Annotated in this window: 19 protein-coding genes; 3 read left to right on the forward strand and 16 right to left on the reverse strand. The window is 73.4% G+C overall.

Features of this window, described 5'->3' with window-relative positions:
- Positions 1-4: 4 nt before the first annotated feature.
- The 5 genes from der to D1J60_RS08285 form a co-directional block, all read right to left on the reverse strand.
- Positions 5-1,468 (reverse strand): ribosome biogenesis GTPase Der, encoded by a 1,464-nt coding sequence (der, locus tag D1J60_RS08265; protein WP_125600081.1) that lies wholly within the window; start codon positions 1,466-1,468, stop codon positions 5-7.
- Positions 1,469-1,544: 76 nt separating this feature from the next.
- Positions 1,545-2,228: a lysophospholipid acyltransferase family protein gene (locus D1J60_RS08270; RefSeq protein WP_125820671.1), complete on the reverse strand. Its 684-nt coding sequence runs from the start codon at positions 2,226-2,228 to the stop codon at positions 1,545-1,547.
- Positions 2,189-2,890 (reverse strand): (d)CMP kinase, encoded by a 702-nt coding sequence (gene cmk, locus D1J60_RS08275; RefSeq protein WP_125600074.1) that lies wholly within the window; start codon positions 2,888-2,890, stop codon positions 2,189-2,191. Before cmk ends, D1J60_RS08270 begins: the two co-directional genes overlap by 40 nt.
- 162 nt (positions 2,891-3,052) lie before the next feature.
- Entirely contained in the window at positions 3,053-4,141 is a 1,089-nt protein-coding gene (locus D1J60_RS08280; protein WP_125600071.1) for a prephenate dehydrogenase, read from the reverse strand.
- 129 nt (positions 4,142-4,270) lie between these two features.
- Positions 4,271-4,738, reverse strand: coding sequence for a YidB family protein (locus tag D1J60_RS08285; protein ID WP_125820672.1), 468 nt, complete (start codon positions 4,736-4,738; stop codon positions 4,271-4,273).
- 143 nt (positions 4,739-4,881) lie between these two features.
- Here D1J60_RS08285 and D1J60_RS08290 point away from each other — a divergent pair, with 143 nt between their 5' ends.
- The 3 genes from D1J60_RS08290 to D1J60_RS08300 all read left to right on the forward strand — a co-directional run bounded on the left by D1J60_RS08290 (position 4,882) and on the right by D1J60_RS08300 (position 6,479).
- Positions 4,882-5,217 (forward strand): DUF952 domain-containing protein, encoded by a 336-nt coding sequence (locus tag D1J60_RS08290; RefSeq protein WP_125820673.1) that lies wholly within the window; start codon positions 4,882-4,884, stop codon positions 5,215-5,217.
- An 85-nt stretch (positions 5,218-5,302) separates the two neighbouring features.
- Positions 5,303-5,770: a Rieske (2Fe-2S) protein gene (locus tag D1J60_RS08295; protein WP_125820674.1), complete on the forward strand. Its 468-nt coding sequence runs from the start codon at positions 5,303-5,305 to the stop codon at positions 5,768-5,770.
- A 28-nt stretch (positions 5,771-5,798) separates the two neighbouring features.
- Positions 5,799-6,479 carry a nucleotidyltransferase domain-containing protein gene (locus tag D1J60_RS08300; RefSeq protein WP_125820675.1) on the forward strand — a complete coding sequence of 227 codons (681 nt, stop codon included), beginning with the start codon at positions 5,799-5,801 and terminating at the stop codon, positions 6,477-6,479.
- On the opposite strand, the gene D1J60_RS08305 is transcribed toward D1J60_RS08300, so the two are convergent.
- From D1J60_RS08305 to ald, 11 genes are all read right to left on the reverse strand, one after another.
- Entirely contained in the window at positions 6,476-7,231 is a 756-nt protein-coding gene (locus D1J60_RS08305; RefSeq protein WP_125820676.1) for a nucleotidyltransferase domain-containing protein, read from the reverse strand. The genes D1J60_RS08300 and D1J60_RS08305 overlap by 4 nt on opposite strands.
- 3 nt (positions 7,232-7,234) lie before the next feature.
- Positions 7,235-8,251: an ADP-ribosylglycohydrolase family protein gene (locus D1J60_RS08310; RefSeq protein ID WP_125820677.1), complete on the reverse strand. Its 1,017-nt coding sequence runs from the start codon at positions 8,249-8,251 to the stop codon at positions 7,235-7,237.
- A complete protein-coding gene (locus D1J60_RS08315; RefSeq protein WP_241253182.1) occupies positions 8,248-8,973 on the reverse strand; it encodes an NUDIX domain-containing protein in 726 nt (241 codons plus the stop codon). The genes D1J60_RS08310 and D1J60_RS08315 overlap by 4 nt, the downstream gene beginning before the upstream one ends.
- Positions 8,970-10,058 carry an AAA family ATPase gene (locus D1J60_RS08320; RefSeq protein WP_125820678.1) on the reverse strand — a complete coding sequence of 363 codons (1,089 nt, stop codon included), beginning with the start codon at positions 10,056-10,058 and terminating at the stop codon, positions 8,970-8,972. The genes D1J60_RS08315 and D1J60_RS08320 overlap by 4 nt, the downstream gene beginning before the upstream one ends.
- Positions 10,055-10,663: a nicotinamide riboside transporter PnuC gene (gene pnuC, locus D1J60_RS08325; protein ID WP_125820679.1), complete on the reverse strand. Its 609-nt coding sequence runs from the start codon at positions 10,661-10,663 to the stop codon at positions 10,055-10,057. The genes D1J60_RS08320 and pnuC overlap by 4 nt, the downstream gene beginning before the upstream one ends.
- Positions 10,664-10,821: 158 nt before the next feature.
- On the reverse strand, positions 10,822-12,132 hold the full coding sequence (locus D1J60_RS08330) for a pseudouridine synthase (RefSeq protein WP_125820680.1): 1,311 nt from the start codon (positions 12,130-12,132) through the stop codon (positions 10,822-10,824).
- Complete coding sequence (gene scpB / locus D1J60_RS08335; RefSeq protein WP_125820681.1) at positions 12,132-12,767, reverse strand: SMC-Scp complex subunit ScpB; 636 nt, start codon at positions 12,765-12,767, stop codon at positions 12,132-12,134. Before scpB ends, D1J60_RS08330 begins: the two co-directional genes overlap by 1 nt.
- Positions 12,764-13,918: a segregation/condensation protein A gene (locus D1J60_RS08340; protein WP_125820682.1), complete on the reverse strand. Its 1,155-nt coding sequence runs from the start codon at positions 13,916-13,918 to the stop codon at positions 12,764-12,766. The genes scpB and D1J60_RS08340 overlap by 4 nt, the downstream gene beginning before the upstream one ends.
- 438 nt (positions 13,919-14,356) lie before the next feature.
- Complete coding sequence (locus D1J60_RS08345) at positions 14,357-14,887, reverse strand: hypothetical protein (protein ID WP_125820683.1); 531 nt, start codon at positions 14,885-14,887, stop codon at positions 14,357-14,359.
- The gene (locus tag D1J60_RS08350; RefSeq protein ID WP_125604141.1) at positions 14,872-16,032 is read right to left on the reverse strand and encodes a ParA family protein; all 1,161 of its coding nucleotides are present in this window, start codon (positions 16,030-16,032) and stop codon (positions 14,872-14,874) included. Before D1J60_RS08350 ends, D1J60_RS08345 begins: the two co-directional genes overlap by 16 nt.
- 326 nt (positions 16,033-16,358) lie before the next feature.
- A complete protein-coding gene (gene ald / locus D1J60_RS08355) occupies positions 16,359-17,474 on the reverse strand; it encodes an alanine dehydrogenase (protein WP_007263308.1) in 1,116 nt (371 codons plus the stop codon).
- Between the last annotated feature and the right edge of the window lie 129 nt (positions 17,475-17,603).

The raw sequence follows: 17,603 nt of genomic DNA on the forward strand, positions 1-17,603 counted from the left end.
GCCGCTACTTCTTCTTCTTGTACTGCGCGCCGCGCTTCTCGCGCACCCGCACCGAGATGTGCAGCGGGGTTCCCTCGAAGCCGAACTCCTCGCGCAGGCGGCGCTCGATGAAGCGCCGGTAGCCGTGCTCCAGGAAGCCGGAGGCGAAGAGGACGAACCGCGGCGGCTTGCTGCCCGCCTGGGTACCGAACAGGATGCGGGGCTGCTTGCCGCCGCGGATCGGGTGCGGGTGGGCCGCGACGATCTCGCCGAGGAAGGCGTTCAGCCGGCCGGTGGGGACGCGCGTCTCCCAGCCCGCGAGGGCGGCCTCGATCGCCGGGACCAGCTTCTCCATGTGGCGGCCGGTCTTCGCGGAGACGTTGACGCGGGGCGCCCAGGAGACCTGCTGCATCTCGGTCTCGATCTCGCGTTCGAGGTAGTAGCGGCGCTCCTCGTCCAGCTCGTCCCACTTGTTGTAGGCGATGACGATCGCACGGCCGGCCTCGACGGCCATGGTGATGATGCGCTGGTCCTGGACGCTGATGTTCTCGGTGGTGTCGATCAGGATGACCGCCACCTCCGCCTTCTCCACGGCGGCGGCCGTGCGCAGCGAGGCGTAGTAGTCGGCGCCCTGCTGGAGGTGGACCTTCTTGCGGATGCCCGCGGTGTCCACGAACTTCCAGGTGACGCCGCCGAGCTCGATCAGCTCGTCGACCGGGTCGCGGGTGGTGCCGGCCAACTCGTTGACGACGACGCGGTCCTCGCGGGCGACCTTGTTCAGCAGGGAGGACTTGCCGACGTTCGGGCGGCCGATGAGGGCGATGCGGCGCGGTCCGCCGATGGCCGTGCCGCCGAAGGTCTGCGCGGGGGCCTCGGGCAGGACCTCGAGGACGGCGTCCAGCATGTCGCCCGTGCCGCGGCCGTGCAGCGAGGAGACCGGGTATGGCATGCCGAGGCCCAGGGACCACAGGTAGGCCGCGTCGGCCTCGCCGCTCTGGCCGTCGACCTTGTTGGCGCACAGGACGACGGGCTTGCCGGCGCGGCGCAGCAGCTTGACGACGGCCTCGTCGCTGTCGGTGGCGCCGACCTTGGCGTCCACGACGAAGACGACGGCGTCCGCGGTCTCGATGGCGTACTCGGCCTGGGCGGCGACGGAGGCGTCGATGCCGAGGACGTCCTGCTCCCAGCCGCCGGTGTCGACGACCTTGAAGCGGCGGCCGGCCCACTCGGCCTCGTACGTGACGCGGTCGCGGGTGACGCCCGGCTTGTCCTCGACGACCGCTTCGCGGCGGCCGATGATGCGGTTCACCAGGGTCGACTTGCCCACGTTCGGGCGGCCGACGACGGCGAGGACGGGGAGCGGGCCGTGTCCGGCCTCCTCGATCGCGCCTTCGACCTCTTCGAGGTCGAAGCCTTCCTCCGCGGCGAGCTCCATGAACTCCGCGTACTCGGCATCGCCAAGTGCTCCGTGGTCGTACTGGTCGTTCATGAAGTCCGTTCCTCGTCGTTCGTGGTGATCGGTGGCACCCGCGCAGCGCGGTTCCACTACTGGGTTCAAGTCTCGCTCAGCGCCCGGTGAGGCGCTTGGCGTCGGCCAGGTGGGCGGTCAGCCGTCCCTGGATGCGTGCGGTGGCCTCGTCCAGCGCGGTGCGCGTACGACGGCCCGTGCCGTCGCCGGCGTCGAAGGCGGAGCCGAAGACCACGTCGACCCGGCTGCGCAGCGGCGGCAGGCCCTTGACGATGCGGCCCTTGGCCTCGGTGCTGCCCAGGACGGCCACGGGGACGACCGGGGCACCGCTGCGGACGGCGAAGTAGGCGAGCCCGGCGCGCAGGGACGCGAAGTTCCCCTCGCCCCGGGTGCCCTCGGGGAATATCCCCAGGGCGCCGCCGTTCTCCAGCACGCCCAGGGCGCGGCTGATCGCGGTGCGGTCGGTGCCGGCGCGGTCCACCTTCACCTGCCCGATCCCCTCCAGGAACGGGCCGAGCGGGCCGACGTACGCCTCCTTCTTGATCAGGAAGTGCAGCGGCCTCGGCGCGGTGCCCATGACCATGGGTCCGTCGATGTTGTGCGCGTGGTTCACGGCCAGGATGACGGGGCCGGAGGCGGGCACCTTCCAGGCGCCCAGCACGCGCGGCTTCCACAGCCCATACATGAGGCCGATGCCGATGCGCCTGCCGACCGCCGCACCCCTGGGGGAGGGCGTACCGCTCACTTGGCGCGCCGCTCTTCGACCAGGGTCACGACGCATTCGATGACCTGGTCGAGGGTGAGTTCGGTGGTGTCGACCTCGACGGCGTCGCCGGCCTTGGCCAGCGGGGAGGTCTTGCGGCCGGAGTCGGCTGCGTCCCGCTTGATCAGCGCTTCCCTGGTGGCCGCGAGGTCGGTGGCCTCCTTGCCGCGCAGTTCGCCGCTGCGGCGGGCGGCGCGGGCCTCGGGCGAGGCCGTCAGGAAGACCTTGAGGTCGGCGTCGGGCAGGACGGTGGTGCCGATGTCCCGGCCCTCGACGACGATCCCGTCGGCCTCCTGGGCCGCCTCGGCGGCGATGGAGCGCTGGAGGTCGGTGATCAGGGCGCGCACCTCGGGGACGGCGCTGACGGCGCTGACCTTGGAGGTGACCTCCTGGGTGCGGATCGGGCCGGAGGCGTCCAGGCCGTCCACCGTGATGGTGGGGGCGGCCGGGTCCGTGCCGGAGACGATGGCCGGCTTGCCGGCGGCGAGGGCGATGGCCTGCGGGTCGTCGGTGTCGACGCCGTTGGTGATCATCCACCAGGTGATGGCCCGGTACTGGGCACCGGTGTCCAGGTAGCGCAGCCCGAGCTTGGCGGCCACGGCCTTGGAGGTGCTGGACTTGCCCGTGCCGGAGGGACCGTCGATGGCGACGATCACGGCGGACGGAGCGGCGGTTTCCACGGTGCGGGCACCTTCCTGGTTGCGCGTACGTGTGCGGGCGCGCCAAAGGCGCCCCCGCACCAGGTTACCGGCCCCGGGGGCCCGCCGTTCCCGGCCGGTCGCGCCCGGCTGCGGGGACCCGCCGCCGGGGACCCGCCGCCGGGGACGACCGCCGGGGCACGGCTACTGCTGCCGCAGCGCCCAGCCCCGCTCGCGCAGCTCGGCGGTCAGGGCGGCGACCGCCCGGGGTTCCACCATGAGCTGCACCAGGCCGGCCTGCTGGCCGGTGGCGTGCTCGATCCGCACGTCCTCGACGTTGACGCCGGCGCGGCCGGCGTCCGCGAAGATCCGCGCCAGCTCACCCGGCTTGTCGCTGATGAACACGCCCACGGTCTCGTACGCCATGGGCGCCGCGCCGTGCTTGCCGGGGACCCGGACCCGGCCGGCGTTGCCGCGCCTGAGGACGTCCTCGATGCCGGCCGCGCCGCCCTTGCGCGCGGCCTCGTCGGCGGACTGGAGGCCGCGCAGCGCCTCGACGGTCTCCGCCAGGTCGGCGGCGATGCCCGCGAGGACGTCGGCCACCGGTCCCGGGTTGGCCGAGAGGATCTCCACCCACATCCGGGGGTCGGAGGCGGCGATGCGGGTCACGTCGCGGATGCCCTGCCCGCACAGCCGGACGGCCGTCTCGTCCGCCTCCTCCAGGCGGGCGGCGACCATGCTGGAGACCAGCTGCGGGGTGTGCGAGACGAGGGCCACCGCCCGGTCGTGGGCGTCGGCGTCCATCACGACGGGGACGGCCCGGCACAGCGCGACGAGTTCCAGGGCCAGGTTGAGGACCTCGTGGTCGGTCTCCCGGGTCGGGGTCAGCACCCAGGGCCGGCCCTCGAACAGATCGGCCGTCGCGGCCAGCGGGCCGGAGCGCTCCTTGCCGGCCATGGGGTGGGTGCCGATGTAGGCGGAGGTGTCGGCGCCCAGCGCCGCGAGCTCGCGGCGCGGGCCGCCCTTGACGCTGGCCACGTCCACGTAGGCGCGGGCGAGGCCGCGTCCGATGGCGTCGGCCAGGGCGGCGGCGACGTGGGCCGGCGGTACGGCGACGATCGCGAGGTCCACCTGGCCCTCGGGGGCGTCGTCGGTGCCGGCGCCCAGGGCGGCGGCCGTGCGGGCCTGCGCCGGGTCGTGGTCGGCGAGGTGGACGCTGATGCCCCGGGCGGTCAGGGCGAGCGCCGCGGAGGTGCCGATCAGTCCGGTTCCGATGACGACGGCGGTTCTCACGGGGTGCTCCAAGGGTGATCACGTAACGACGGGGCCGGGCCTGACTCAGGGTAGCCACTCGGTACCGCGAGAGGACCCGGCGGTCCGCCCTGTGGACGGTGCCGGGTCCTCGTGGACGATCTCGCCGGATCAGAGGTTCTGCTTCCGGATGATCTCCTCCAGCGACTCGGTCGGGACCTGTCCGTTCGGGGTCAGCTTGTCGACGGCCTGCGGGAGCGTCCGCGCCAGCTGGTCGGCGGCCTCGTCGGGGCTGACGCCGGCCTGCTGGGCAGCCTGCCGGAGGGCGTCGTCCGGGAGCGCCTCCTTGATCTGGGAGCCGCTCACGGGCTGGTTCTCGCCGGTGCCGATCCAGGACTGCGCCTGGTCGGCGAGCCCGGACCTGGTCAGCATGTCCAGCAGCCCGCCGAGGGGGTTGTCCGCCCCGCCCCGGGCGCCCGCGGCCGGGGCGCCCGCGGCACCGCCGCCGCCCAGCAGGGCGCCGAGGAGCGCGCCGAGGACGTCGCCCCCGCCGGCCGCCGAGCCGCCGCCGGCGCTGCCGCCGCCCTGGCCGCCGCCGAGGAGTCCGCCGAGGAGTGAACCGAGGTCATTGCCCGCCATGTCCTGTGTGCCTTTCGAAGGGGGACCGGGCGCACGCGCGTCAGCGACGGGCCCGGCTGCGAGACACGGACAATGTCACCCGGATCACCCCGTACCGCCACCTGGCGCACGGCCGTCCGGCAGGGTGCGGTAGAACCACCGGCATGATCTTCCACATCGTTCCGCTCGCCGACTGGAGCGCGGCTCCCGGCTCCCCGTACGCCCCCGGCTCGCTCGCCGCCGAGGGCTTCGTGCACTGTTCGGCGGACCGGGCCACCATGCTGGCCATCGCGGACTCCCACTACCGCGGGGTGGCCGGCGTGCTGCTCGCCGTGGAGCTGGACGAGGCCGCCCTGACGGCGGAGGTCCGCCGGACGGGGCCCGGGGACCCGTACCCCCACGTCCACGGACCGCTGAACCGCGACGCCGTGTCCCGCGTGTGGGAGGTCGTACGCACTTCCGGCGGCCCGGCGGACCTGGTCCCCTGGCTCGCGGAGTGAGACGGACGGTGTGGCGGGCTTCTCCTGGGGCCCGGCGCACGCCAGGATGCACCTCGCATCCCGGCCATCCAGCAAGGAGCCCCGCATGACCGACTCGAACACCGCCCGGCGCACCGTACTGGCGGCCGGAGCCGCCGTCCTGGCGGGCGGCACCCTCGCCGCCTGCGGGTCCGACACGGACAAGCCCGGCACCGGCGCCGGCAACGCGTCCGCCGGGCAGACGGGCGGCGCGTCCCCCGGGGCCTCCGCGCCGGGCGCGGGCGCGGAGCCGCTGGTGAAGGCCGCCGCGGTACCGGTCGGCGGCGGCACCGTCATCAAGGAGCAGAAGGTGGTGGTCACCCAGCCGACGGCCGGCTCCTTCCGCTGCTTCACGGCCGTCTGCCCGCACCAGGGCTGCCTGGTGGACAAGGTCGAGAACGGCACGATCGACTGCCCCTGCCACGGCAGCAAGTTCAAGGTCGCCGACGGGGCCGTGGTCCACGGGCCCGCGGTCAAGCCGCTCGCGGAGAAGAAGATCACCGTGTCGCCGGAGGGGGAAATCTCGCTCGCCTAGCGGGCGCCGCCCCGCCTACCCTCCCGGGATGGACGACCTCACCCTGGTCCGGGACCACACGATCTACGCCTGCGTGATGGGCTCCCGCGCCTTCGGACTGGCCACGGAGGCGAGCGACACCGACCGGCGCGGTGTCTACCTCGCCCCCACGCCGCTCTTCTGGCGGTTCGAGAAGCCCCCGACCCATGTCGAGGGGCCCCGGGAGGAGGAGTTCTCCTGGGAGCTGGAACGCTTCTGCGAGCTGGCCCTGCGCGCCAACCCGAACATCCTGGAGTGCCTGCACTCCCCGCTGGTGGAGCGGCTCACCCCGGTCGGCGAGGAACTGCTGTCCCTGCGCGGGGCCTTCCTCTCCCGCCGGGCCCACACCACCTTCAGCCGGTACGCGGTCTCCCAGCACCGCAAGCTCCTCGCGGACGTCCGCGTCCACGGCGCCCCGCGCTGGAAGCACGCCATGCACCTGCTGCGCCTGCTGGCCTCCTGCCGCGACCTGCTGCGCACCGGCCGCCTCACGATCGCGGCGGGCCCCGACCGCGAGCGGTTCCTCGCGGTCAAGCGGGGCGAGGTCGGCTGGGACGAGGTCGACGCCTGGATGGCCCGCCTCGCCGAGGAGTCCGAGGCGGCCCTCTCCACCAGCCCGCTCCCCGACGGCCCGGACGAGGCCCGCGTCGCGGACTTCCTCCACCGCACCCGCCGCGCCTCGGCCCTCTAGAGCCCCGCGCGGTGGCGCACGACGAACTCGTCGAGCTCCTCGTACGCGCTCACGTACTCCGGCAGCGCCGTGCCGGCCTGCGCCGCGTCCAGCACCGCGTGCAGCGCGTCCAGGTCCCGCGCGACCGCCTCGGCCGAGGGCCCTTCGTACCCGCCGTGCTCGGCGGCCGCCTTGGCCTCGATCAGCCCGGCCAGGTATGCGGGCGCCTCCGGAACCTCCCCGAGCAGGGTGGGCAGGTGCGCCTGCACCTCGGCGGAGCGCATGAGGTGGATGCCGGTGAGCAGCGCGCGGAAGGCGTAGAGCAGGGGTTTCAGCTCGGTCGTCTTCTCGAAGAGCCGCCACTGGGTGGTGGCGAAGCCCCGGTAGTGGTGGGCGTGGTGGTTGGTGAGCACGCCCGGGGCCAGCGCGGCCAGCTCCGCGTGCGCCTCGGTCGTGTGGACCACGAGCGGGGACAGCAGCTGTTCCAGCACGTAGCCGTTGCGCCGCAGCATGAGGCGGACGAACTTGCGCAGGTCGTGCGTGACGAGGTCCAGCTCGACCCCGTCGTCCTGCCACATGCGGGTCCGGGTCTCCTCCGGGTCGCGCAGGCCGAGCAGGGCGCGCGGCGGCAGCAGGTGGGCGCCGCGCAGGTCGATGTCGGAGTCCCGGGAGGGGAAGCCGTACAGGTGGGCCCCGGAGACGGTGGCGAAGAGCAGCGGGTCGGGCTGCTCCGCGACCACGGGGGCGAGGTCGATGCCCGTGGCGTCCAGCACGGGTCACGCGTCCCAGAGGGTGCCGAAGGCGAGGAGTTCCTCGCGGTACTCGATGCGGCCCTCCCAGTCGCGGGGCCAGACGTCGGCGCCGAGGTGGGCGCCGGCGAAGGCTCCGGCCAGGCAGGCGATGGAGTCGGAGTCGCCGGCGGTGCAGGCGGCGCGGCGCAGCGCGAGGAGCGGTTCGTCCGGGAAGAGCAGGAAGCACTGGAGGGCGGTGGCCAGGGCCTCCTCGGCGATCCAGCCCTCGCCGGTGGTCAGGCAGGGGTCGGTCTCCGGGGAGGGGGTGCGCAGGGCGGCCGCGAGCCGGTCCAGGACCGCCAGGCACTCGTCCCAGCCCCGGGCGATGAAGGACTCCGGGGAGGCGTCGGCGCCGGTGCGCGTCCACAGGTCGCCGAGCCAGCGCTCGTGGTAGCGGGTGCGGTTCTCCAGGGCGTACGAGCGCAGCTGCCCGACCAGGCCGGTGACCTCGGCGCCCTGCGCGAGGAGGTGCACGGCGCGGGCGGTCAGGTCGGAGGCGGCCAGGGCGGTGGGGTGGCCGTGGGTGAGGGCCGACTGGAGCTGGGCGGCGCCGGCCCGCTCCTCGTCGCTCCAGCCGGGGACGAGGCCCACCGGGGCCACGCGCATGTTGGCGCCGCAGCCCTTGGAGCCGGTCTGGCTGGCCTCCCGCCAGTCGCGCCCGGGGTCCTTGAGCAGGGCGCAGGCGCGCAGGCAGGTGTTGCCGGGCGCACGGTTGTTCTCCGGGGACCGGTACCACTCGACGAACTCCTCGCGGACCGGCCGGGCCAGTCGCAGCGGGCCGACGCTGCCGCGCTCGGCGGCGGTCCGTATGCCGCGCGCCAGGGCCAGGGTCATCTGGGTGTCGTCGGTGACGATCGCGGGCCGGGGCAGCCGCATCTGGCGCCACGGGCCGGTCTTGGCGAGGATCGAGGGGACGTCGTTGAACTCCGTCGGGAAGCCGAGGGCGTCGCCGAGGGCCAGGCCTACGAGGGCGCCCGTCGCGGCACGCTTGGTGGCGGTCACTGGGTGGGTCCTTCCGAGGGGCGGAGCAGGGGCGGGTGGAGGGTGGTCGCCGGGCCGGCCCGGTACAGCGCGGCGGGTTTGCCGCGGCCTCCGGTCAGCCGGGCGGCGCCGGGCACGGCCTGCACGAAGCCGGGCGTGGCGAGCACCTTGCGGCGGAAGTTGGGGCGGTCCAGGGAGGTGTCCCAGACGGTCTCGTAGACGGCCTGGAGCTCCCCGAGGGTGAACTCGGGCGGGCAGAAGGCGGTGGCCAGGCAGGTGTACTCCAGCTTGGAGCCCACCCGCCGCCGGGCGTCCGCCAGGATCAGCCCGTGGTCGAAGGCGAGGTCCGAGGCCCCGGCCACAGGCACCCACCGGGCCCGGTCGGCGTCGCCGCCGCCCTCCGCGGCCGGTTCGGGCATGTCGGGGACGAGGGCGGTGAAGGCGACCGACACGACCCGCATGCGGGGGTCGCGGTCCGGTTCGCTGTAGGTGCGCAGCTGTTCCAGGTGCAGGGCGGCGACCAGCGCGGGCGGCAGGCCGGTCTCCTCTTCGAGCTCCCGGCGGGCGGCCGTCTCGGCGGACTCCCGGGGCAGGACGAAGCCGCCGGGGAGCGCCCAGGCGCCCGCGTACGGTTCCTGGCCGCGCCGGATCAGCAGGACGTGCAGGGCGCCGCCGCGCACGGTGAGGACGGCGAGGTCGACGGTCACCGCGAAGGGCTCGAAGGCGTACGGGTCGTAGTTCACCGGCGCTCCGGGAGGGGCGCGGCGAAGTGCCAGCCTTCGCGGAGCAGGCCGTCGACCGCTGCCACGGCCGCGTCGAGCCGGGTCCGCCGGTCCCCGCTCACGACCGCGAAACGCCTGCCGGTGCGGGTGAGCTCCCGGCGGAAGCGGGCGGTCATCCAGGGTCTGAGCTGCGGTCCGTCGCGCAGCCCGTCGTCCTCGAAGGGCACTCCCTCGTGGTCGGTGAGCAGGTACAGGTCGCGGGGGCGGCGGGCGGCGATCCTCTCGACCTCGGCGTTGCGGCCGCCGAGGTAGCGCGCGTGCCAGATGCCGGTGGCGAAGGAGTCGGTGTCGCAGAACAGCACCGGAGAGCCGAGCCGGGCGGCCCGCTCCTCCTCCTCGTCCTGGCGGCGGGCGATCACCGGGAACTCCGCCGAGGTGAAGGTCACGTCCTCCCAGGAGGCCGCCGGGTCGACGGCGCGTGCGGCGGCGAGCTTCTCCTCGCTGTACCGCCGTCCGTACTCGGCGACCCAGCCGGTCTTGGCCCACACCCCGCCGCGGCGGCGGTAGTGCGCGGCCAGCTCCCGCGAGAGGGTGGTGGTGCCGGTGGACTCGGCGCCCAGGACGACGACCCTGCGGGTGAGGGCGGCCCGTACGCCGGGTCCGAGGAACTCCCAGGTGGCGGCCGGGTCCTCGCGCACGGCGGTCCCGGACACCGGGAACAGGCTGCGCGCCGGGTCCACGCAGACCTCCTCGGCGCCGAAGCGGCGGGCGAGTTCGCTCCCGTACTCCTCGGAGGTGAAGACGGCGTCCACGCGCCGGCGCACCGCGCCGCGGAAGATCGCCATGTGCGCCTCCCAGATGCCGGGGTCGTGCAGGTCGACGGGGACGTCGTCGACCGCGCCGACCACCTCCGCGCCGGGGTGCTCCTCGCGCATCCAGGCGACCCGGTCGGCGAGCGGTACCGACTCGACGGAGGCGGCGCAGACCAGCACGGTCAGCCGCTCGCACTGGTCCTGGGCGGTGCGCACCAGGTGGTGGTGGCCGGCGTGCGGCGGGTAGAACTTGCCCAGCACCAGCCCGTGGCCGTAGCGCTTCGGCCCGCTCATGCGGTCGCCTCCAGGGCCGTACGGGCGCCGCGCGCCGGGAGCGTGCGGTGCCAGCCGACGAGGCCGGCCACGCACAGGGCGAGGAAGCCCGCGTAGAGGACCGAGGTCAGGTACAGCCCCTTGTACGCGTAGAGCGGGATGTAGACGAGGTCGGCGGCGATCCACAGCCACCAGGACTCCAGGAGCTTGCGGCACTGCCCGTAGGTGGCCATGAGGGAGAGCCCGGTGGTGAGGGCGTCCCAGAAGGGGACGGTGGAGTCGCTGACCCGGCCGAGCAGCAGGGTCAGGGCGGCGGTCCCCACCGCCCCCGCCACCAGCAGCCAGGCCCATTCGGCGCGCGTGGTGCGGCGCACCGGCAGGGCACCGGCGGTTCCTGGTCCACCCCCGTGGGTCCAGGACCACCAGCCGTAGGCGGCGAGGGCGATGAAGACGATCTGGAGCCCGGCGTCGGCGTAGAGGCCCGCCCGGGTGAACAGCACGATGAAGAAGAGGTTGTTGGCGATCCCGACCGGCCAGTTGGCGATGTGCTGCCGGGCCACCAGCCAGACGCACACGGCGCCCGTGGCGAAGCCGAGGATCTCGGTCCAGCTCGTGTTCCAGCCCATACGGCCCACCCGCTCCCTTTAATAGTCACCCTGACTATAAACACGGGTGGCAGCCCCGGGCAAGGCGCCGCGGGGCAGTCGCGGGGACAGTGGCCCGGACACGCGGAAGCCCGCGGTGCCGGGGGGCACTGCGGGCTTCGACGGGGCGGGGGCGCGGACTACAGACCGACCTCGCGCATGAGCATGCCGACCTCGGTGTTGGTCAGGCGGCGCAGCCAGCCCGACTTCTGGTCGCCCAGCTCGATCGGGCCGAAGGAGGTCCGCACGAGCTTGTCGACCGGGAAGCCGGCCTCGGCCAGCATGCGGCGGACGATGTGCTTGCGGCCCTCGTGGAGGGTCACCTCGACCAGGTAGTTCTTGCCGACCTGGTCGACGACGCGGAAGTTGTCGGCGCGGGCGTACCCGTCCTCCAGCTCGATGCCCTCCTTGAGGCGCTTGCCGATGTCGCGCGGCAGGCTGCCGGTGATCGCCGCGACGTACGTCTTCTGCACGCCGTACTTGGGGTGCGTCAGGCGGTGGGCCAGCTCACCGTGGTTGGTGAGGAGGATGATGCCCTCGGTCTCGGTGTCGAGCCGGCCGACGTGGAAGAGGCGGGTCTCGCGGTTGGTGACGTAGTCGCCCAGGCACTGGCGGCCGTCCGGGTCCTCCATGGTGGAGACGACGCCGGCGGGCTTGTTCAGCGCGAAGAACAGGAACGACTGGGTGGCGACCGTCAGGCCGTCCACCTTGATCTCGTCCTTCGGCTGGACGCGCTTGCCCTGCTCGGTCACGATCTCGCCGTTGACCTCGACGCGGGCCTGCTCGATCAGCTCCTCGCAGGCACGCCGCGAGCCCATGCCGGCCCGGGCCAGCACCTTCTGCAGGCGCTCGCCCTCCAGCTCGGCGCCGGGGAAGGTCTTCGGGGTCTTGATCACCGGCTTGTCGGCGTACCGGTCGCGCACGCGCTCCTCGATCCGCGCGTCCAGCTCGCGGGGGCGGGACTGGCCGCTGCGGCTGCCCGGACCGCTGCGCGGGCCGCCGGCGCCGCCGATGCCGGGGGTACGGGAGGGGGTGCGGGGTCCGCCCTTGGCACCGCCGCGCGCCGACGCGCCGCGGGCACCGCCGCCGCCGGCGCGGGGGCCGCTGCGACCGCTGCGCTCGCCCTCGGGGCCCACGTCGTAGCGGCGCTCCTCGGGGCGCGGGTTGCGGATGCGGGGGGCCGGCTGGTCGCGGTCGCGCGAGTCGGAGCCGCCCTGGTAGCCGCCACCGCCCTGGTAGCCGCCGCGGGAGCCGCCGGAGCTGCCGCCCCGGTAGCCGCCGCCGGAGCTGCCACCGCGGGAGCCGCCGGAGCCGCTGCCACCGCCGGAGCCGCTCCCGCGGTAGCCGCCACCGCCGCCGGAGCCGCCGCCGCGGGCGTTACCGCGCCCGCCGCCGCCGCTGCCGCCGCTGTTCCTGTTGCCGCCACCGTTGCCGTTGCCGCTGCTTCGCATCAAAGTTCCGTCGTCTTGTCGTCGTCTACGTCAGTGTCCGGTGCGTCCGGATCGAACGACGGCACACCTTCTTGCGTCTCGGCTTCGATCGCGTCCGCCTCGGGAAGGAAGGGCGCGAGCTCCGGGAGCTCGTCCAGGCCGCGCAGGCCCATCCGCTCCAGAAAGTAGTTCGTCGTCCTGTACAGGATCGCACCTGTTTCGGGTTCCGTGCCCGCCTCGGTCACCAGACCCCGCTGGAGCAGGGTCCGCATGACCCCGTCGCAGTTCACCCCGCGGACCGCCGAGACCCGCGAACGGCTCACCGGCTGGCGGTACGCGACCACCGCCAGGGTCTCCAGGGCCGCCTGGGTGAGCCGGGCCTGCTGCCCGTCCAGGACGAAGGCCTCCACGGCCGCCGCGTACTCGGGCCGGGTGTAGAACCGCCAGCCTCCGGCGACCAGCCGCAGCTCGAAGCCGCGCCGCTGGGCGGTGTACTCGTCGGCGAGCGCGCTCAGGGCGTCCGCGACCTCGCGCGGGGTGCGGTCGAGCACCTTGGCGAGGTGCTCGGTGGTCGCCGGCTCGTCCACGACCATCAGCACGGCCTCCAGCGCGCCCTTCAGCTCCAGCCGCTCCCGCACCCCGTTCGTTCCGCTCATTCCGCCACCTCCACGACTCGGTCGAACTCGTCCGTCACCCTCGGCATCCCGTCGCCGTCCCCGCCGCACCAGCGCACGGTGAGCCGCAGCAGCGCCTCGGGCTGGTCCAGGGTGACGGCCCTCTCCCGGTACAGCTCCAGCAGCGCCAGGAACCGGGCGACGACGGTGAGGGTGTCCGGGGCGTCCTCGGTCAGCTCCTGGAACGTCGCCTCGCCGCGCGCCTTGAGCAGGCGTACGACGTGCCCGGCCTGCTCCCGCACGCTGACGAGGGGGGCGTGGATGTGGTCCACGTACACCTGCGGCGCGGCCTTGGGCTGCATGGCCCGCACCGCGAGCCGGGCGAGGCCGTCGGCCCCGATGCCGATGACCACCTCGGGCAGCAGGTCGGCGTGGTGCGGCTCCAGCCCGACGGTGCGCGGGTGGCGCCTGCCCTCCGCCTCGGCGCGGTCCTGGAAGATCGCGGCGATCTGCTTGTACGCCTTGTACTGGAGCAGCCGCGCGAACAGCAGGTCCCGCGCCTCCAGCAGGGCGAGGTCGGCCTCGTCCTCGACCTCGGCGGCGGGCAGCAGGCGGGCGGTCTTGAGGTCGAGCAGGGTGGCGGCGACCACCAGGAACTCGGTGGTCTGGTCGAGGTCCCAGTCGGGGCCCATGGCGCGGATGTGGGCCATGAACTCGTCGGTGACCTTGGAGAGGGCGACCTCGGTGACGTCGAGCTTGTGCCGGGAGATCAGCTGGAGCAGGAGGTCGAAGGGCCCCTCGAAGTTGTCGAGCCGCAACGTGAACCGCCCGTCGCCGGCGGCGCCCGGCCGGTCGGGGACGGGCCCGGGGGCCTCGGCGCCCGGCCGGTCGGGGACGGGCCCGGGGGCCTCGGCGGCCTCGGCGGCCTCGGCGGCCTCGGCGGCCTCGGCGGCCGACGATACGGGCCCTGCGGCCCCGGCCGAGCGGTCGGCGGACCGGTCGGTGTCTTGCGCGCAGCCCGCGCCGCCGTCAGGCGGAGCGTCAGGGGCCTGCGGAACGGCGCCGGCCTCCTGGCTACCCCCGAGCGGTTCGCGGGCCGCAGCGGGGGCCTCAGCGGCCTCCTGGGCCGCCCCGGGGCCACGGCCCAGGCTCCGGCGGGCCGGGCGGGGGGCGGTGTCTTCGTTCGGGGGCATCGCGGTCCAGGGTGGTACGGGTTTCGGCCGAGCGGCCACGGGTGCAGCCTAGGCCCTGGCCGGGCGGAACCCCGTCTCCCGCTGCGCGGGGCCGTCCCCTACCCGCCCTTCGCCCGTTCCCCGGGCTCCGCCCGGACCCGCGCCTCAAACGCCGGCGGGGCTGAAGAACCGGGGCTCCGCCCCGGTGCGCTCAAACGCCGCGCGGGCTGGATTTCGCGCAGCGAAATTCCAGCCCCGCCGGCGTTTGAGGCGCGGGGGTCTGGGGGCGGAGCCCCCAGGGGGGCCGGGGCGCAGCCCCGGGGAACGGGCGAAGGGCGGGGCGGGGAGCAGCACCGCGCAGCGGCGCGCCCGCCCGCACACGCTCACCGGCACCAGCCACCCGAACCGCCCCCGGGCCCAACGGCCGGAGGCCGGGCGGCGGCGCGCCGAAGAAGGGGGCTAGCGGCCCCGGAGGCGGCGGACCAGGATGCTGGCGTCGCCCCGCGACTCGAGGTCGGCCAGGACCACCGCGACCGCCTCCCGCACGATGCGGCCCCGGTCGACCGCGAGCCCGTGCTCCCCGCGGAGCACCAGGCGGGCGTGCTCCAGGTCCATGAGCTCCTCCGCGGAGACGTAGACCGTGATCTTCTCGTCGTGCCGCTCGCGTCCGCTCGGACGCCGGTTCGCGCCCCGGCTCGGGCCCTTGCCCTGCCGGGGGCCGCCGCCGGCAGAACCTTCCTGCGGCCTGCGCTGCGCGCCCACCGAACCCGCCCCCGGCACCCCGGGCACCCCGGCCTCCGCGGCCTCGCGCCCCCGGGCCTCCCCCGTGCCCCGCGTCGTGCCGTCCACCGGTGCTGCCGCGTGCTCCGCTCCCGTACCGCTGCCCGGCGCCTCCTCGGCGCCCCGCCGCGGCGAGGACGACTGGAGGGCCATCCCCCCGGTCGTGCGGAACAGTTCGTCGGCTCCGGGCAGACTCACTCGGCGGGACACCGGGCGAGCACCTCCCTGGCCAGCTGGCGGTAGGCGGCGGCGCCGACGGAGTTGGACGCGTACGTGGTGATCGGCTCGCCGGCGACCGTGGTCTCCGGGAAGCGCACCGTGCGGCCGATGACCGTGTGGTAGACGTGGTCGTCGAAGGCCTCGACCACGCGCGCGAGCACCTCGCGGCTGTGCACCGTGCGCGAGTCGTACATCGTGGCGAGGATGCCGTCGAGTTCCAGCTCGGGGTTGAGCCGCTCCTGGACCTTCTCGATGGTCTCCGTCAGCAGCGCGACACCGCGCAGCGCGAAGAACTCGCATTCCAGCGGCACGATGACCTTGTGAGCCGCCGTCAGGGCGTTCACCGTCAGCAGGCCGAGCGAGGGCTGACAGTCGATCACGATGTAGTCGTAGTCCGCCATCAGGGGCTTCAGCGCCCGCTGGAGCGTCGACTCGCGCGCGACCTCGCTGACCAACTGCACTTCGGCGGCGGACAGGTCGATGTTGCTCGGCAGCAGGTCCATGTTGGGGACCGCGGTCTTGAGCAGCACCTCGTCGGCCGACATGCCCCGCTCCATGAGCAGGTTGTAGACCGTCAGGTCGAGTTCCATCGGGTTCACGCCGAGGCCCACGGACAGCGCGCCCTGCGGGTCGAAGTCGACGAGCAGCACGCGGCGCCCGTACTCGGCGAGGGCGGCACCCAGGTTGATGGTCGACGTGGTCTTGCCCACGCCGCCCTTCTGGTTGCACATCGCGATGATCTTCGCGGGACCGTGGTCGGTCAGCGGACCCGGGATCGGGAAGTACGGCAGCGGCCGTCCGGTCGGGCCGATCCGCTCGCGGCGCTGGCGGGCAGCGTCGGGGGCGAGGGTGGCCGCGTACTCGGGGTCGGGCTCGTATTCCGCGTCGGGGTCGTAGAAGTGCCCCTCGGGCACCTGGTCGTAGTCGGCGAAACCAATGGGCGTATCGCCACCGTGGTCGCCGGCCGTGGAGTTCACGTCTAGGCCGTCCATGCTCTTTTGGGGCGTCGTCATGTGCTGGTGGTTTGCGAAGGTGCGGACCGCGACGGAGCCGACAGCTTCGAGCCCGGCAGGACCCTGTCCCCGCTCAGGCGTCCCTGCTCGACCACCTCCAGGAGCAAATGTCGACTCATTCACAAGTCGTCTTACCTCCTCGGACGTGACCAGGACACTTATCGATAGGTCAGCGTTGCACCATGCCGACGGTTGGCGACTCTATGGCGTGTCACCGCCCAGCGGCAACACAATCCGCCGGACCCGGCACGATGTGTCGGCAACCGAACACCACTCTGTCAAGGGCGTGCGCGCTGTCACTGCGAAGTTTCGCGGGTGTGCGAAAGGGTTAAAGGGTTACGTTCGAGGCGAGTTGAGCGGGCTCCGCGGGGCCGCCGCAAACGCGTCCGGCCGGACCTTGCGGGCAAGGTCCGGCCGGATACGTGAGATTGACGTCAGTCGTTGACGGTTCAGCCGAGCAGCGTGCTGAGCTCGAGGGTCTCGAGGCCGTGGGCCTCGGCGACCGGGCCGTAAACGACCTTGCCGTCATGGGTGTTGAGGCCCAGGGCCAGCGCCGGGTCACGGCGCAGCGCCTCGGCCCAGCCGAGGTTCGCGAGCTGCACGATGTACGGCAGGGTCGCGTTCGTCAGGGCGTAGGTGGAGGTGTTCGGAACCGCGCCCGGCATGTTGGCGACGCAGTAGAAGACCGAGTTGTGGACCTGGAAGGTCGGCTCGGCGTGGGTGGTCGGACGGGAGTCCTCGAAGCAGCCGCCCTGGTCGATCGCAATGTCGACAAGGACACTTCCGGGCTTCATCTTGGCGACGAGCTCGTTGGTGACCAGCTTCGGGGCCTTCGCACCCGGGATCAGCACGGCGCCGATGACGAGGTCGGCCTCGACGACGGCCTTCTCCAGCTCGTAGGCGTTGGAGACGATCGTCTTGATCTTCGTGCCGAAGATCTTGTCGGCCTCGCGGAGCTTGTTGATGTCGCGGTCGAGCAGGGTCACGTGGAAGCCCATGCCGATGGCGATCTGCGCCGCGTTCCAGCCGGAGACGCCGCCGCCGATGACCACGCACTCGCCGGCGTGGGTGCCGGGGACACCGCCGGGGAGGACGCCGCGGCCGCCGGCCGAGCGCATCAGGTGGTAGGCGCCGACCTGCGGGGCCAGGCGGCCCGCGACCTCGGACATCGGGGCGAGCAGCGGCAGCGCGCGGTTGGCGAGCTCGACCGTCTCGTAGGCGATGGCGGTGGTGCCGGACTCCAGCAGGGCGTCCGTGCACTCGCGCGAGGCCGCGAGGTGCAGGTAGGTGAAGAGGGTCTGGTCCTTGCGGAGGCGGTGGTACTCCTCCGCGATGGGCTCCTTGACCTTCAGCAGGAGGTCCGCGGTCTCCCAGACCTCGTCGGCGGTGCCGAGGATCTCGGCACCGGCGGCGACGTACTCGGCGTCCGTGATCGAGGAGCCGACACCGGCGTTCTGCTCGATGAAGACCTGGTGGCCGTTGCGGACCAGCTCATGCACGCCGGCGGGCGTGATGGCGACCCGGAACTCGTTGTTCTTGACCTCGCGGGGGATGCCGACCTTCATCGTCGATCACGGTCCTTGACTCAGGGGATATTACGGGGCACTTCCATACATACCCGCCCACAAGAACGCGCAACGGGATGCACCACTGATGTCGTGGTGAAGCCAGTCTAATGAAGGATGAGGCGCTGT

The sequence above is a fragment of the Streptomyces sp. W1SF4 genome (assembly GCF_003950035.1).
GTDB lineage: Bacteria > Actinomycetota > Actinomycetes > Streptomycetales > Streptomycetaceae > Streptomyces > Streptomyces racemochromogenes.

Coding starts and splice junctions, on each gene's coding strand:
- D1J60_RS08270 (WP_125820671.1), bottom strand. CDS start 2,228: ATGCGTCGTGACCCTGGTCGAAGAGCGGCGCGCCAAGTGAGCGGTACG.
- D1J60_RS08290 (WP_125820673.1), top strand. CDS start 4,882: ATGATCTTCCACATCGTTCCGCTCGCCGACTGGAGCGCGGCTCCCGGC.
- der (WP_125600081.1), bottom strand. CDS start 1,468: ATGAACGACCAGTACGACCACGGAGCACTTGGCGATGCCGAGTACGCG.
- ald (WP_007263308.1), bottom strand. CDS start 17,474: ATGAAGGTCGGCATCCCCCGCGAGGTCAAGAACAACGAGTTCCGGGTC.
- scpB (WP_125820681.1), bottom strand. CDS start 12,767: ATGAGCGGAACGAACGGGGTGCGGGAGCGGCTGGAGCTGAAGGGCGCG.
- D1J60_RS08320 (WP_125820678.1), bottom strand. CDS start 10,058: ATGAGCGGGCCGAAGCGCTACGGCCACGGGCTGGTGCTGGGCAAGTTC.
- D1J60_RS08330 (WP_125820680.1), bottom strand. CDS start 12,132: ATGCGAAGCAGCGGCAACGGCAACGGTGGCGGCAACAGGAACAGCGGC.
- D1J60_RS08340 (WP_125820682.1), bottom strand. CDS start 13,918: ATGCCCCCGAACGAAGACACCGCCCCCCGCCCGGCCCGCCGGAGCCTG.
- D1J60_RS08285 (WP_125820672.1), bottom strand. CDS start 4,738: ATGGCGGGCAATGACCTCGGTTCACTCCTCGGCGGACTCCTCGGCGGC.
- D1J60_RS08300 (WP_125820675.1), top strand. CDS start 5,799: ATGGACGACCTCACCCTGGTCCGGGACCACACGATCTACGCCTGCGTG.
- D1J60_RS08295 (WP_125820674.1), top strand. CDS start 5,303: ATGACCGACTCGAACACCGCCCGGCGCACCGTACTGGCGGCCGGAGCC.
- pnuC (WP_125820679.1), bottom strand. CDS start 10,663: ATGGGCTGGAACACGAGCTGGACCGAGATCCTCGGCTTCGCCACGGGC.